This is a genomic window from Phenylobacterium sp. (genome assembly GCF_035309685.1).
GTDB lineage: Bacteria > Pseudomonadota > Alphaproteobacteria > Caulobacterales > Caulobacteraceae > Phenylobacterium.
On the sequence record NZ_DATGEX010000015.1, the window covers coordinates 83,181 to 96,576 of the forward strand.

Genomic DNA, 13,396 nt, shown 5'->3' on the forward strand with positions numbered 1-13,396 from the left:
GACGATCTTGTCTCCCGCGCCGTGCAAAGCCGCCACCGGCCGTGCGCAAACCTTCGCCGGAGAGGCCTGACCGCGATGCGCCACAAACTGAGACCTCGCCTGGTGCGCGCCGCCGGCCTGGCCGCCCTGTTCGCCCTCAGCCTGTCCGCCTCGACCGCTCGAGCGGCGGACGAGGAGATCCAGGTCTATATCGACGACCTCCTGGCCAAGGGCGCCTTTGGCCTGGATGTCCACGTCAACGACGTGTTGAAGGGCCGCCTGGCGAACGTCGACTATGTCGGCCAACAGACGTCGCAGGATCGGGTGAGGGTCACCCCCGAATGGGCCTACGGGCTCACCCCCAACATCGAGCTTGGGGCCTATCTGCCGCTGATGACCTTCGCCGACGGCCATGGCGAGATCGGCGGCGCCAAGGGCCGCATCAAGTTCATCGCCCCGCGGCCGGAGGGCGACGGCGTCTTCTGGGGCGTGAACTTCGAGCTCGGCCGGGTGCGCAAGGACATCGACATCAATCCCTGGAACGCCGAGCTGAAGGGCATCTTGGGCCTGCACAAGGGCCCCTGGACCCTGGCCGAGAACCTCAACATCGACTGGGCGGTGAGCGGCCCGGAGCGAGGCCCCGCCAGCTATCAGCTGGCCACCATGGTGACCCGCAAGATCGGCGGCGACGACTTCGACGTGGGCTTCGAGAGCTACAACACCATCGGCGACGCCAAGCGCCTCGGTCCGCTGAGCGTCAACGACCAGCAGCTGTTCCTGATCATGGACAAGGGGTTGGGCAAGTGGGACCTGAACCTCGGCGTCGGCTGGGGCTATGGCCGCCCGGAGGACCACCTGATCCTAAAGGCGATCATCGGCGTGCCGATCGGCTGAGCCGCGCGGGCGCGCCCCGCCGCGTTTCAACGCCGCCGCCGGGGCTTCTGATCAGGACGATGGCGCCCGAGGTCGGGCTCGAACCGACACACCTTGCGGTGCCGGGTTTTGAGCCGCACACGTCTGCTTTATAGATTTTATTTTGCTTGGTATTGTAGAAATGTCAAGCGAACTGTGTAAGAGACTGCGTAAGGCGCACCAGTATACTTACGGGTTGTATGCGATTCCGCTGATCATTGGGACTGACTAAGGTCTGACTGCCGTTGGCGTCGCTCTAGGTCGGCTGGTCTGCCAGTGAATGGCGGATTCTACGCGGCGGCCTCGTGATTGGTGATGAAGTCCTCGGGAGGCGGCGGACCCCAGAGATAGAGGCTGTTCTCGGGGGCTGGGTGTCCCGTCTCCCAGTCCAGGTCGGCCGGCACATAGTCGATGTCGAAGCTGTACTCGGCGAAGCTGCCCCAGGGGTCCTGGACGTAGTGGAAATAGTTGGAGCCCAGCACATGCCGGCCGACGCCCCAGCCGCGGGTATGGCCGGCCTCGGCCATCTGGGCGGCGCCGAGACCCACCTCCTCCAGCGAGCCGACATCCCAGGCGCTGTGGTGATAGCCGGGCGCGGAGGACTGGGCGAAGGCGATCAGGTGATGGTCACTGCCGTGCACGCCATGCAGGAAGGCGACGGGGCCGGGGTGGTCCGAGATTCTCAGACCTAGGACCCGGCTGTAGAAGTCGAGCGTCGCGTCGATGCCGGGCGTGAAGAAGAGGGCGTGAGACATCCGCCTGGGCCGGACGGGAGGGACGTCCCCACGCATCGGAGCGCCTCGAAGCGACGGTGTCGGCGCGGGCGAGTGCGGTGACGGGGCGTTGGGAGAGCTTTTTTCCGCCGGCCGCACCCGCAGCAGGACCCCATGTGGGTCGCGGAACCAGAGCGACAGGTTGTCTGCGGGGTCCGGGCTTGGAATGAGGTCGACGCCGAGCGCGTCCAACTGCCCCCGGAAGGCCGTCATATCGTCGTCAAACGCGCCGAAGCTGATGTGTCGCAGCGCCTTTCGGGGGCCTTCCACGACCCGCGCCCAACGGTGTGGATGGCCGTAGGTGTGGAGGTCGAGGCCGCCCTCGGCCGCGCGCACGTCGAGGCCGAAGCGCTCGTAGAAGGCTTGCGCCATGGCCAGGTCCGGCACGGCGAATTCGAAATGGTCGAGCGAATGGACGCCCAATACGCCGGGCCGGCGAGAAACGACTTCCATGATCAACTCCCTTCTGAGGCGGTTTCCTGCGCGATGGGATTGATCAGCTGGCCCACGCCTTCGACCGCGACCTCGCAGACGTCGCCTGGCTTCATCCAAAGCGGCGGCTTGCGGGCGAGCCCGACGCCGGCCGGGGTTCCGCTGACGATGACGTCGCCGGGCGAGAGCGTGATCGCCTCGGAGAGGATCGAGACCAGGCGCGCCACGCTGAAGATCAGGTCGTCGGTCGAGGCGCTCTGGACCACCTCCCCGTTGAGGCGCGTCTCAAGCTTCAGCCCGCTGCAGCCGGGCGGCAGTTCGTCAGGGGTGACGAGCTCGGGGCCGAAGCCCCCGGTGGCGTCGAAGGTCTTGCCTACCGTCCACTGCGGCGACTTGAACTGATAGTCCCGGATCGAGCCGTCGTTGAAGATCGAATAGCCGCCCACGTGGTCCAGCGCGTCCGCCTCCGAAATGTGCCGGCCGCCGCGTCCGATGACGACGGCGAGCTCGCCTTCGTAGTCGAGCTGGTCCGAGCAGTTCGGACACACGATCGGCGTCCCATGGCCGACCAGGCTCGTGGCGTAGCGTGCAAAGACCGTCGGATAGGTCGGCGGCTCGAAGCCGCTCTCCTTGGAGTGGTCGACGTAGTTCAGGCCGATGCAGATGATCTTGTCCGGCGCGGGGATCGGCGGCAGGACCCGGACCTTTTCAAGGTCGAGCAGCGCGCCCGCCGAAAGGCGCTCGGCCGCCACGCTCAGGGCGTCGCCGCCCCGCGCCAGCAGTTGCTTGAGGTCGGCGCCGAGCGAGGCGACCGGCAGGCCGCGATAGCCATCGGAGTTCGCGACCGCGATCCCTTCGCCGTCGGCCCCGAGATAGGTGATGAAACGCATGAGTCCTCCAGGGGTTATTCGACGGGGGTAGGATGGTGGCGGCGAGAGACGATCAATTCAGGGCCTCGAAATCTCCACCGGTCAGCCAGCGCCGGCTCATTTGCTTCAAGGCTTCGATTTCGGGCCCGCGCGTGCCGGGCATGGTTCGGCTGACCTCGAAGCCCAGCTTGGTCTGCAGGTAGGCGAGGCGCCGGTAGCCCTCCGGAAACTGGGCCAGCAACTCGGGATCCAGCGACAGCGGCTGGCCCGGATCGACGGTGGACAGGGTGTCGTGCTCATAGACCGGTTGACGGAGCCACAGCCCCCATCGGCCATCGACCTTCTCCAGAAGGTCCCAGAACCGGCCCCGACAGGTGACGTCCACCGCGACGCCGTCGATCTCGCCGCGCTGCAGGATGTACATCTTCGTCTGCGCCACGGCGCGAGAGGCCTCGATGGCGATCGTCGTGCCTTCGAGGCCATGGAGCACCTTGAGCGCCCCGCCCTCCCAGGCGCGCTTGCTGCGTTCGATGAAGTCCGCGGCGGGCGCCTGGCTCCAGGTCGTGATCATCCGGCCGTCCGGGCGCCAAAGCGTCGCGAAGCGGTCCCACTCTCCGGAATCGCGCCACAGGACCCAGTTCTCGATCAGCGTCCGGATCTCCAGCTGCTCCAGCAGCGCCGAGGGGTCGGTCTTCATGGCGCAGCTCCTGGAGGTTTTGGCGGGTCCAGCCAGGCTTCGGGCAGACGCCCGTTCGTCCTGAAGGCGCTCAAGAAGCTGAACCGGGATGTCGCGCCCTCGGGGCCAGCCGCCGCGCCGTCGCCGAAGATCATGGCTTCAGGCCGGTCCGCGCGATAGGCGGGCCAGCGCGGCAGGCCGGCCCCGTTGGGATCGCCGTTGCGCGCGAAGTTGATCCAATAAGACATCATCCGGTCGGACAGCTCGCGGTCGCCGGCGTTTGGCGTGGCGTCCGGCTTGGCGAGGCGCTGGGGCGCCAGCGTGCCGAATACGAAGTCGATCTCCGCGGAGTGGATCGGGACCGGCGCGTAGGCGGAGCGCCGGTCGAACTGGTAGGCGAAGACCGGCGTGCGACCGGTCCTGGCCTGCATCTGCAGCCATTCCCAGACCTGCTCGCGGATCACCAGGTCGCCCATCAGGGTCTCGGCGCTGGCGTTCAGCTGGGAGTCGGTCGCAGCAGGGTAAAGTTTGGCGAAGTCGTCTGATCGGGCAGCGCCGAACTTCGCCGCGGCGGCGGCATAGAACTCGGACGCCGTGCCGTGAGGCAAGGACCGGCCCATGAAGATGGCGCCCTCCGCGCCGTTCGACCCCGCCAGCAGCGGAACCTTAGCCTGCCGTCCCTCGGCGAAGGCCTTGGCGGGCGCTTCCGGGACGACGAAGCTGTCGATGTTCGGCGAGAAGGCCTGGGTGACGGGATCGAGGGCGAGGGTCCAGGGCGCCTTGGCCGCAAGCTCCTCCGCCGGGATCGCCCGCAGGCCGGCGACGGTCCCGCCGCCGAGCCGGTCCGCCAGCGCTCTCCCGCGCGCCAGCGCCTCGGCATGGGTGCGGATCGATCCCTGCTCCGAATCCCAGAAGGCGCCGCTCTCGCCGATCGCCCGCTGGAAGAGCCCCTTGGCCAGGGGCGAAGTCATCAGTAGGCCCACCGAGTTGGCGCCGGCGGATTCGCCGAAGAGCGTCACCTTGTTCGGATCCCCGCCGAACTTCGCGATGTTCGCGCGCACCCACTTGAGGGCGGCGATCTGGTCCTGCAGGCCGAAGTTGCCGGAGGGCGCGCCTTCCTTGTCCAGGTCCGGATGGGCGAGGAACCCGAAGACGCCCAGACGATAGTTCAGGCTGACGAGGACAACGCCCTTCGCGGCGAGGCGGGCGCCGTCGGTGTTCGGCTCCGCGCCGGCTCCGAACTGGAAGGCGCCGCCATGCAGCCAGACCATCACCGGCCGCCGTTCGGCGGAGGATTTGGCGGCCGTCCATATGTTGAGGGAGAGGCAGTCCTCGCTCGCCGGGCTGTCCAGGCGCGCGAGGCCCCGGCCGGGTAGGGCCATGCAGCGCGGGCCGAAGGCGGTGGCGTCATGCGCCCCGCTCCAGGGGCGGGCCGGCTGCGGCGCGCGCCAGCGCTGCGCGCCGACGGGTGGGGCGGCGTAGGGGACGCCCTTGAAGGCCAGCACGCCGGACACATCGCGCGGAGCGCCCCGCAACGCCCCCTGGGTCACGGTGACATCGGGCGAGAGCGTTGCGGCCTGCGAGCCGGGCTCGGCGTTGGCGGCCGCCGCTTGCAGGGAAAAGCACGCCGCGACGACGAGCGCCGGAGAGAGGCGGCGGCTCATAGCGCTCGTCGCGGCGCGGGCCATCAGCGCGCCTCGCCCAGCCACGCGGCCTCGGCGGCCCGCAACGCCGTCACCGACTCCGGACGGTCGACGCCCGGCAGGTCGTCGCGCGCCGGCATGCCGTTCTTAGTCAGAACGTAGCTGAGGTAGCGGTAGGAGGGCCGGTAGGTGGCCAGCAGGGCTTCGTCGATCACCGGCGGCTTGGCGGGATTGCAGGGCAGCAAGAGCCCCCGCACATAGACGCAGTGCAGCCCGGCGATCAGCCACCGCTCGTCCAGAACCTGGGCCCGCCAAAGGAGCCGCACCTGGTGGACGCCGCAGACGTCCACGCCGTCGAGGGTGGAGAAGCCCAGCATCTCGGCGTCGGTCTCGGCCAGCGCCCGGTCCTCGTTCAGGGTCACCACCGATGGCGACAGGCGGTGGAGGCTGAGCGTCCGGCCGGCTTCCGCCACCCGCTTGGTCGCCGCGACGAAATCGACGGCGCCGCCCTTGAACCAGGAGACATCGATCATCGCGTCCGGGTGGAAGCAGGCCGCCATGACGTCCCAGCGGCCCGCGTCGCGGGCGGAGCGCTCCCTCTGGATCAGCTCGGCGATCGCGGAGCGGTCGAGCTGGCCGAGGTCGCCGCGTTTCGGGCAGACGCTCCGGTCGACCGGGGTTTCGGACGGCGTCTCTGGATGAGCGCTCATGGCGCGCTCCCTGGAAGTCCGGCGTTCACGCGGTCTCTCCGATGGCCGGGTCCCGCAGCGCCAGGGCGGCGAACCCCGCGACCTGCCGGCCCACGAGGGCAAGTTGCTTGGCGGCGTTGGCGTCGGAGCACACGCCTTCGCAGAAGATCGACCGCGAGGTGTTGATCGCCGCGCCAAGCGGCGTCGGCCAGCCACGCAGCGCATGCACGATCGAGCGCATGGTGGTGAGCGTGCTGCCCGTCGCCTGCCAGCCGAAGGCGGTCACGATCAGGCCCACGGGCAGGCCGTCGAGGTAGGGCCGCGTGTCCCCAGCGGTCTCCTCCAGATAGTCGATCGCATTCTTGACCGCTCCGGAGATGCTCCCGTGATAGCCCGGCGAGGCGATGATCAGCCCATCGGCCGCCCGGACCGCCTCGATGAGATCCTGTCCCGCGTCCGGGCTGCCCTCGGCGAGATAGAGCGGCAGCTTCATCAGGTAGCGCCCATGGATCAACCGGGTGCGCGCGTTGGCCTGCTCGGCGGCGCGCAGCGCAAGTTCCAGCGCCTGCTCGGTCGAGGAGTTGGGATTGGGCGTGCCGCCGATCCCGACGATGAGGGGGCGCTTCATCGCGCGGCGGCCGTCAAGGCCGGCTCCGCGAGCGGCGCGGGCGCGCCCAGGGTCGCGAGCAGGATCGCGCAGAGCGCGAAGAGTGGGCCGGCGACCAGCAGGGCCTGATCGTAGCTTGCGAAGCGGTCGAAGCTGTAGCCCGCCAGCCACGGGCCGACGCCCGCGCCGACGGTGAGCAGCGCGCTCATGACGCTGAAGAGCGTCCCGAAGTGCCGCAGGCCGAAGTGTCGGGGCACGAGGTAGGCGATGACGCCGATCTCGGAGCCGCCCGATCCGCCGATCAGCGCCGCGGCGGTGATCGCGCCGGCCAGGCTGTGATCGACCATCAGGAGCGGGCAGGCGAGGGCGGAGATGGCGCAGGCGGAAAAGCCGATCAGGCAGGCGCTGAACCGGTCCAGCAGCAGGCCGCCCAGCAGGCGTCCGGCCATGGTGGAGATCCCGATGACGCCCGCCACCTCTGCGGCCGCGCGGGCGGTCATGCCGCCGTCCTTGAGGATGGGGACGAAGTGAACGATGAGTCCGATGCTGCAGGTCGAGGACAGCAGGCAGACCAGGGCGAGCTGCAGGAAGCGCCGCGACCGAAGCGCCGGCCCGAGCGACATGCCGGAGGTGTGCGCCGGCTCGCGCCGCCCGGCGTCTTTCCTCGGCCGATCGCCTGCATCGTAGAACCACAGCCAGACCAGCGGTAGGGACAGCGCCGCGGCGCCGGCCGCCAGGATCGCGTAGGTCCCGCGCCAGCCGAAGGACTCCTGCAGCACAGTCGCCAAGTATGGAAGGCAGGTCGTCGCGATCCCCGTCCCCGAGAGCGCCACCCCGATGGCCAAGCCCCGCGTCCGCTCGAAAAGGCCCACGACCGCCGTCGTCCAGACCGTGGTCTTTATCAGGACGTCGGTGAGCGCCATCAACGTCCAGGCCAGCCACCAGGTCGCCACGCTCCCGCCGCTCAGCGAAACGCCGCCCACCGCCAAGCAGAACAGCGCCAGCCCAGGCAGAGCCACCCGGCGGGCGCCGAAGCGGTCGATGGCGCCCCCGACCAGCGGCGCCAGCAGCACCGCACCGATGCTCAGGATCGTGGGGCCGAACGAAATCTGGCCGCGCGTCCAATGGGTCGCGTGCTGGATCGAGGGGATCAGCGCGCCCAGCGAATAGAGCGGCAGCATCGACACCGCCATTCCTGCGGCCGACACGACGGGGACCGGCCAATGGGCCGCCCACTCGCCCCTGCTGACCACCGTTTCGGTCATCGTGACCCCCGTGCGCCCTCCTTCGAGGGCGTCGCTGCGCGGCCTGGGATCGGGGAAGCCGAGGGCATTAGAACCTGGCTGAGAGGGTGACGCCATAGGTACGCGGCGCCAGGATCGAGTAGTTATGCATCCCCGGCGCCTGGCCGTAAGTGTTCACCGGCGTGTTCTCGATGTTCTTGACCCATCCTCGCAGCGCGTAGCGGTTCTCATCCCAATCGTAGGTGAGGCTCGCGTTGGTCATGGTGTAGCCAGCCTGGTTGTCGAAGGGGTCGCCGACGGAGCCCACCACAAGCGGGTACTTTGTGGAGAGCTTGGTATTGATCGCGCCCACCAATTCGCCGCCGCGGCCCAGGTCCCAGGTGTGTTCGTAGCCGAGTTGGGCGGTCCAGCGGGGGAGGTTCACCAAGGGGGTGCCGCCGGGCAGATCGATGGCCTTTGGCGTGAAGCCGGTCACCGGGTTGCCGGCGATGGTGGCGAGATGGATCGCCCCGAACGTCCCATATCCCCACAGGAAGGAGGCGCTCAGGCGGTCGCTGGCGGTGAGCGCAAATTCGCTGTTCACCTCGACGCCATAGGTCTTCACCGTGCCGGTGTTCTCGATCACCAGGAGCTGGCTTCCGGACTTTTGCTGTCCCGCGCCGTTCAGGAAGGCGGGTTCGGTGACCTGGTAGTTGCTGAAATCGTAGTAGTAGGCCGACGCGTTGAGCTGGAACCGGCCGTCCAGAAACCGGTTCTTGGATCCGACTTCGTAGGCCGTGATGGTCTCCGGCTGGAAGGTCGGCGGCGCCAGGGTGGGCGGCGCCGGGAGGGTCGGATTGCCCCCGTTCGGACCGCCCGCGACATAGCCGGTCGAGATATTGCCGTAGAGCATGTGGGTCGGCGCGAGGTCGTACTCGAGCCCAGCCTTGTAGGTCCACTTGTCGCCTTCGGCCGAGATGGCGCCGCCGCTCCCGACCAGTCCCTTGAAGTCGTGGGTGTAGCGCGCGCCAGCGGTGATGCGTAGCTGGTCGGTGACGCCATAGGTCACCTGCGCGAAGCCGGCCTGCGACCGCTGGGGGAGGGAAGTGAAGATGAAGGGCAGCCCGAAGCCCGGCTTTGAATAGTTGTAGTCGCCGGTGCTGGTGAAGAAGTATCCGCCGGCCTGCCACTGGAGGCCGCCCTGATGGTTGGCCGTATCGCGGCCCGTCAGCCGGATCTCTTCGGAATAGTCGTCGTTGTTGGCCGTTTCGTTGGCGTTGAAGAGGATGCCGTTGGGCTCGTTCGAGAAGCGCTGGTGGGTCCCGATGTAGCCGGTGATCGACGTCAAGGTCGCCCAGCTGAGGTCGTAGCTGACGTTCAGCTGGTTCGCCCAGACGAAGGTGCCCAGGCGGCCGTTGGTGGGCTCGGTGCCGCCCTTCAGCGTGCTCGGGCAGTTGGCGGGGACCACCAGGGACCAGGGTTGGGCGCCGGTGCAGGGCCAGGCTTCGTTGGCCTGCCCGTGACCCCCGGTCTGCAGATAGTCGGACTCCAGATAGACATTGAGCCGATCGGTGGGCCGCCAGAGCGCCGAGATCCGGCTCGTGTCGCTGTGGAGGTCGTCATAGTAGTCGCCGAGGTAGCCGTCCCGGCGATCGCGTGCGTAGGCGACACGGACAGCGAGCGTGTCGCCCAGCGGAACATTGACGACTGCTTTCAAGTCGTTCGCGTTCAGAGACCCTAGCGTGCCTTCGACATAGCCCTCGAAGTGGTTGGTCGGCTGGTTGGTTATGATGTTCATGGCGCCGGCGGCGGCGTTGCGCCCATAGAGCGTCCCCTGCGGACCCGCGAGCACTTCCACGCGGGACACGTCGAGGAAGGCGAAGCCATTGGACAGCGGGCGGTCGAAGTAGAGGCCGTTCAGGCTCGCGGCTACGCCGGGATCGGCGCGAGGATCGATGAAGTCGGAGCCGATCCCGCGGATGGTGACCTGCAGCGAATTCACCACCGGCACGATCTGCGCGTTCGGCAGGATGGAATTGAGATCCTTCACGTCGACGATCTGCTGGCGCGCCAGCGCGACCCCGGTCACGACCTCCAGGGTCGCGGCGGTGCGCTGAACGGTGGATTCCCGCTTCTCCGCGGTCACGACGAGTTCCTGGACGGTTCCCGTCTCCGGGCGGGCGGGAGTCGACGCTGTGGCGGCTGGCGCCTCCGCGGCCTCGGCTGCTGACGCGTGAACTGGCGTCAGGGCGGCGATCATCAGGAGCGGAGCCGCTGAGCCCAGCAAGGTCTTCCGGAGCATCGTTCTTCCCCAATGCGGCCCGTCTGCGAGGGCCTTTTTGCGCAGGCCGATCGACCGCGACGCTTCCCCTTTGCCGCAGGACCTTGACCTCTGTCAATACATAAAAGACACTAAGGTCATTATGACGAAATGGAGGAAAATAACCGACCCGAGAAGGATTTCCCTTGAAAAACTGAATGATTACGCAAACCGCGGGCATCCGTTGACAGACCTCAGAAACGAGCCTAATCATCAAAATAGCCAAATAGACTAATATGAGGAATCTCCAGGATGAACGTCAGTGTCGCCAAAGCGCCGGCGCAATCGTCGGCGCACGACATCGTCGCGCGCGCCAGCGCCCTTGTGCCGCGGCTGCGGGAAGCCCAGGCGGAGATCGATCGGCTCGCGCGGATTCCGGACGAGCTGGTGGAGGCGTTCGAGGCCGCCGGAATCTATGCGCTGACGATCCCCAAGGCCTACGGCGGTCAGGAGTGTTCCGTCTCCACCTGGCGCGAGGTCGTGACCGAGCTCGGCCGCGGCGATGCGGGCGCGGCCTGGGCCGTCACCCTGGTCACGGCCTGTAACTGGATGGCTGCCGGCCTCTACCCCCGCCACGTGGCCGATGAGGTGTTCGCCAAGCCCGGAGCCCGCGTCGCGGGCGTGTTCTCGCCGCGCGGCGTCAAGGCCCGCCGGGTGCAGGGCGGGATCATGGTCGAGCAGGGGATCTGGTTCTTCAACTCCGGCGTCTACCAGGCGGACTGGGACCTCCTGGGCGTACCGATGCTGAACGACGCCGGCGAACAGACCGGCGCCGGTGTGGCGATCGTGCCGATGAGCGACGTCAAGCTGCTCAACGACTGGGACACCTCCGGCCTGCGGGGCAGCGGCAGCACCAACGTGACGATGGAGGACGTCTTCATCCCCGACGAGCGGATCGTAGGCCTGCAGGCCTCGAACGACGGCCGCCAGCAGCGCACCTTCCCGGACGCCGTCCTCTACAGGAGCGCGTTCGCGCCGCTCATGGTCTCCTGCCTGACGTTCCCGACCCTTGGGGCCGGCATGCACATGCTGGAAGAGTTCATGCAGACGCTTCCCAAGCGCGACATCAAGCTGACCCCCTACGCCAAGCAGGGCGAGGCGCCAGGCACGCACATCATGCTCGGCGAGGCTGCCGCGAAGCTCGACGCGGCGAAGCTGCTGATGTGGAAAGCCACCGCCGACATCGATGAGTGGGCCGAGCGGAGAGAGTACATGCCCGAGGCGGACCGAGCCCGGCTCGTCCGCGACAGCTCCTACGCCGACCAGCTGGTCTGGGAAGCGGTCGATCTCATCGCCGGCGCGGGCGGAGGTTCCTTCGCGCGACGCACCAACGTGCTCAACCGCGTCTGGCAGGATGTGAAGGTCGCCAATATGCACCCGTTCATCACCCAGGCGGTGAACTACGAGGCCTACGGTCGCCTGATCTGCGGCGTGCGTCCTTTGCTGATGCCGATCTAAGCCGCGCCGCGAAGGCCGGATTGGGACCCTCGATTTATCGGCGCAACGTGACAAGCTCGGGCGGCGCGCCGTTTCGCTGCAGCGTTCCGGTGTCGTTGACGTCCAAAAAGCCTCTGAGGCGCCAAACGATGAGTATGCGGGATGACCTGGCGCGAAACGGGGAGAACTTGACCCCGGTGGCGGAAGATCACCGCGTGCGGGTCGCGCGTGAGCGCCGAGACCGCATGCGCAAGAGACTGCTGACGGCTGTGGTCGAAAGCTTCTCCCGGCCTCAGCGCAGCGGGCCGCCCACCGTCGATGACATCGTCGAGGCCGCCGGCGTCGTCAGGGGAACCTTCTACAAATACTTCGCCTCGATCGACGAAGCCATCGACGCCGCCGGCCAGGAGCTGTTCAGCGATATGGACAGCAGCAGCGCCCAGCTCCTCGAGGAGTCAGGCGACGGCCTGGCGCGGCTCACGACCGGGATCGAGCTCTTCCTGTTGCGGGTGATCATCGATCCGTTCTGGTCGGCGTTCATCGCCCGCGCCGACTACCTGGGCCGCGAGACGGCCCTGCGCCGCGCCGTGGCGATCGACCTTTCGCGCGCTGACGTCGAGGGCCGGATTTCGATCGAGAACGTGAGCGCGGCCTCGACTCTCGTCGTCGGCGCGTTGACCCACGCTATCCATGACCTGACTCATGGGGTCGATGATCAGCGCGCCTACATCGAAGCTCTCACCGTCCTGATCCTCCGCGGTTTGGGCGTACAGGCCGACGAGGCGAAGGCGGTCATGCGTGACCGGGCGATCTTCATCCGCGGCCTCGCGCCCGACCGGATCACCTGGTGGCGCGATCCATGGCGCTGATCACGACGCATCGACGGGTTGACAGTCTTGCCAGGCGCCGTCGAGCGTCAGGCGAGATCGCACCGTCTCCCTGGGGGAGTTGCCTTGGGCCGGATCAGCGGCTAGACCGCGCCGGACAACAGGACGCCTCATCGCTCATGCGCAGCTGCGCCAAACGCTTCGCCATCGCCGCCGCCGGGTCGCCCGGGGTTGCGGGCGCGCGCGCGATGATGATGGCCATGATTATCATTATCCCCACCTCCGAAGCGGGGCGATCGCGCGCGAGTTAGAACCTCCGGCGGATCGCAAGATCAGAACCCCGCTTCCGAAAGGCAGCGGGGTTTTTTTATGCGCGCTTCGCCGGTCCCTCCCACCAAAGGACCGACCCATGACCACTTCGAACCCCGATCCGCGGAGCCAGGCGATCCGGCGCGCCGCGCGACAGTTTGCCGACGCCCTGGCCGCCCAGTCCCTGCTGGACGCCACCACCAGGGTCGAGGCCTGGTTCAGCGCCGCCGCGCCGGACTCGCTCTTCGCCCTGGATGAGGCGCTGGCCGCGGCCTGGCCGCCGGCCGACGGCGCGCGTCCGCACCATGAGATGGTCTGGGCGTCGGGAAGCGGCGACGGCCTGAGGCTCAGCGCCTTCGACGCCGCCGGCCGGGTGCTGCTGCGCCGCAGCTACGCCGCGGGCCGCGAACGAAAAGGCGCCGGCCATGTCTGACGCCGCCCGCCGGTACGCCTTCGTGATCGAAGCGGTCGATGCGCCCGACACGCTCGTGCGCGTGCTCACCCTGTTCGCCGTCCAGCCACTGGCTCTGGCGAATGTCAGCATGGTCCGCCGCGAGCGGGGATGTGCGATCCGCATCGAGGCCGATGGCCTGGATCCGCAGCGGGCCGAGACCCTGCTGCGGCGGCTCGACGGCTTGGCCGTCGTGCGCAGCGCGGGCCTCGGCTGGCGCGGTCTGAGTCAGGTCGCCGCTTAAGGTCT

General features: G+C 68.0%; 14 protein-coding genes. 5 read left to right on the plus strand and 9 right to left on the minus strand.

From position 1 onward, the window contains the following. Window positions 1–75 precede the first annotated feature (75 nt). Window positions 76–873, plus strand: coding sequence for a hypothetical protein (locus VKQ35_RS04255; RefSeq protein ID WP_324358862.1), 798 nt, complete (start codon window positions 76–78; stop codon window positions 871–873). 308 nt (window positions 874–1,181) lie between these two features. On the opposite strand, the gene VKQ35_RS04260 is transcribed toward VKQ35_RS04255, so the two are convergent. The 8 genes from VKQ35_RS04260 to VKQ35_RS04295 all read right to left on the minus strand — a co-directional run bounded on the left by VKQ35_RS04260 (window position 1,182) and on the right by VKQ35_RS04295 (window position 10,105). Beyond that, entirely contained in the window at window positions 1,182–2,117 is a 936-nt protein-coding gene (locus tag VKQ35_RS04260) for a VOC family protein (protein WP_324358864.1), read from the minus strand. A 2-nt stretch (window positions 2,118–2,119) separates the two neighbouring features. Next, complete coding sequence (locus VKQ35_RS04265; protein ID WP_324358866.1) at window positions 2,120–2,986, minus strand: fumarylacetoacetate hydrolase family protein; 867 nt, start codon at window positions 2,984–2,986, stop codon at window positions 2,120–2,122. 52 nt (window positions 2,987–3,038) lie between these two features. Further along, the gene (locus VKQ35_RS04270; RefSeq protein WP_324358868.1) at window positions 3,039–3,662 is read right to left on the minus strand and encodes a nuclear transport factor 2 family protein; all 624 of its coding nucleotides are present in this window, start codon (window positions 3,660–3,662) and stop codon (window positions 3,039–3,041) included. After that, a complete protein-coding gene (locus VKQ35_RS04275; RefSeq protein ID WP_324358870.1) occupies window positions 3,659–5,305 on the minus strand; it encodes a carboxylesterase/lipase family protein in 1,647 nt (548 codons plus the stop codon). Before VKQ35_RS04275 ends, VKQ35_RS04270 begins: the two co-directional genes overlap by 4 nt. A 23-nt stretch (window positions 5,306–5,328) precedes the next feature. Next, window positions 5,329–5,994, minus strand: coding sequence for a nuclear transport factor 2 family protein (locus tag VKQ35_RS04280; protein ID WP_324358872.1), 666 nt, complete (start codon window positions 5,992–5,994; stop codon window positions 5,329–5,331). Between the two features lie 25 nt (window positions 5,995–6,019). Then, window positions 6,020–6,601 carry an NAD(P)H-dependent oxidoreductase gene (locus tag VKQ35_RS04285; protein WP_324358874.1) on the minus strand — a complete coding sequence of 194 codons (582 nt, stop codon included), beginning with the start codon at window positions 6,599–6,601 and terminating at the stop codon, window positions 6,020–6,022. Then, the gene (locus VKQ35_RS04290) at window positions 6,598–7,845 is read right to left on the minus strand and encodes an MFS transporter (protein WP_324358876.1); all 1,248 of its coding nucleotides are present in this window, start codon (window positions 7,843–7,845) and stop codon (window positions 6,598–6,600) included. The genes VKQ35_RS04285 and VKQ35_RS04290 overlap by 4 nt, the downstream gene beginning before the upstream one ends. Before the next feature lie 67 nt (window positions 7,846–7,912). Next, entirely contained in the window at window positions 7,913–10,105 is a 2,193-nt protein-coding gene (locus tag VKQ35_RS04295) for a TonB-dependent receptor (RefSeq protein ID WP_324358877.1), read from the minus strand. 270 nt (window positions 10,106–10,375) lie between these two features. On the opposite strand from VKQ35_RS04295, the gene VKQ35_RS04300 reads away from it, so the two are divergent. Both VKQ35_RS04300 and VKQ35_RS04305 read left to right on the plus strand, forming a co-directional pair. Beyond that, on the plus strand, window positions 10,376–11,581 hold the full coding sequence (locus VKQ35_RS04300; RefSeq protein ID WP_324358879.1) for an acyl-CoA dehydrogenase family protein: 1,206 nt from the start codon (window positions 10,376–10,378) through the stop codon (window positions 11,579–11,581). Window positions 11,582–11,601: 20 nt separating this feature from the next. After that, a complete protein-coding gene (locus VKQ35_RS04305) occupies window positions 11,602–12,429 on the plus strand; it encodes a TetR/AcrR family transcriptional regulator (protein ID WP_324358882.1) in 828 nt (275 codons plus the stop codon). A gap of 94 nt (window positions 12,430–12,523) precedes the next feature. Here the strand turns inward: VKQ35_RS04305 and VKQ35_RS04310 are convergent, their stop codons facing one another. After that, window positions 12,524–12,649 carry a hypothetical protein gene (locus tag VKQ35_RS04310; RefSeq protein ID WP_324358884.1) on the minus strand — a complete coding sequence of 42 codons (126 nt, stop codon included), beginning with the start codon at window positions 12,647–12,649 and terminating at the stop codon, window positions 12,524–12,526. Window positions 12,650–12,796: 147 nt separating this feature from the next. Here VKQ35_RS04310 and VKQ35_RS04315 point away from each other — a divergent pair, with 147 nt between their 5' ends. After that, window positions 12,797–13,129, plus strand: coding sequence for a hypothetical protein (locus tag VKQ35_RS04315; RefSeq protein WP_324358886.1), 333 nt, complete (start codon window positions 12,797–12,799; stop codon window positions 13,127–13,129). Further along, on the plus strand, window positions 13,122–13,391 hold the full coding sequence (locus VKQ35_RS04320) for a hypothetical protein (RefSeq protein WP_324358888.1): 270 nt from the start codon (window positions 13,122–13,124) through the stop codon (window positions 13,389–13,391). The genes VKQ35_RS04315 and VKQ35_RS04320 overlap by 8 nt, the downstream gene beginning before the upstream one ends. The last annotated feature ends 5 nt before the right edge of the window (window positions 13,392–13,396 follow it).

Bases quoted from the DNA above. Each gene is read 5' to 3' on its own strand.
- VKQ35_RS04255 (WP_324358862.1), top strand. From the start codon at position 76: ATGCGCCACAAACTGAGACCTCGCCTGGTGCGCGCCGCCGGCCTGGCC.
- VKQ35_RS04295 (WP_324358877.1), bottom strand. From the start codon at position 10,105: ATGCTCCGGAAGACCTTGCTGGGCTCAGCGGCTCCGCTCCTGATGATC.
- VKQ35_RS04260 (WP_324358864.1), bottom strand. From the start codon at position 2,117: ATGGAAGTCGTTTCTCGCCGGCCCGGCGTATTGGGCGTCCATTCGCTC.
- VKQ35_RS04285 (WP_324358874.1), bottom strand. From the start codon at position 6,601: ATGAAGCGCCCCCTCATCGTCGGGATCGGCGGCACGCCCAATCCCAAC.
- VKQ35_RS04265 (WP_324358866.1), bottom strand. From the start codon at position 2,986: ATGCGTTTCATCACCTATCTCGGGGCCGACGGCGAAGGGATCGCGGTC.
- VKQ35_RS04310 (WP_324358884.1), bottom strand. From the start codon at position 12,649: ATGGCCATCATCATCGCGCGCGCGCCCGCAACCCCGGGCGACCCGGCG.
- VKQ35_RS04320 (WP_324358888.1), top strand. From the start codon at position 13,122: ATGTCTGACGCCGCCCGCCGGTACGCCTTCGTGATCGAAGCGGTCGAT.
- VKQ35_RS04270 (WP_324358868.1), bottom strand. From the start codon at position 3,662: ATGAAGACCGACCCCTCGGCGCTGCTGGAGCAGCTGGAGATCCGGACG.
- VKQ35_RS04315 (WP_324358886.1), top strand. From the start codon at position 12,797: ATGACCACTTCGAACCCCGATCCGCGGAGCCAGGCGATCCGGCGCGCC.
- VKQ35_RS04275 (WP_324358870.1), bottom strand. From the start codon at position 5,305: ATGAGCCGCCGCCTCTCTCCGGCGCTCGTCGTCGCGGCGTGCTTTTCC.
- VKQ35_RS04290 (WP_324358876.1), bottom strand. From the start codon at position 7,845: ATGACCGAAACGGTGGTCAGCAGGGGCGAGTGGGCGGCCCATTGGCCG.
- VKQ35_RS04280 (WP_324358872.1), bottom strand. From the start codon at position 5,994: ATGAGCGCTCATCCAGAGACGCCGTCCGAAACCCCGGTCGACCGGAGC.
- VKQ35_RS04300 (WP_324358879.1), top strand. From the start codon at position 10,376: ATGAACGTCAGTGTCGCCAAAGCGCCGGCGCAATCGTCGGCGCACGAC.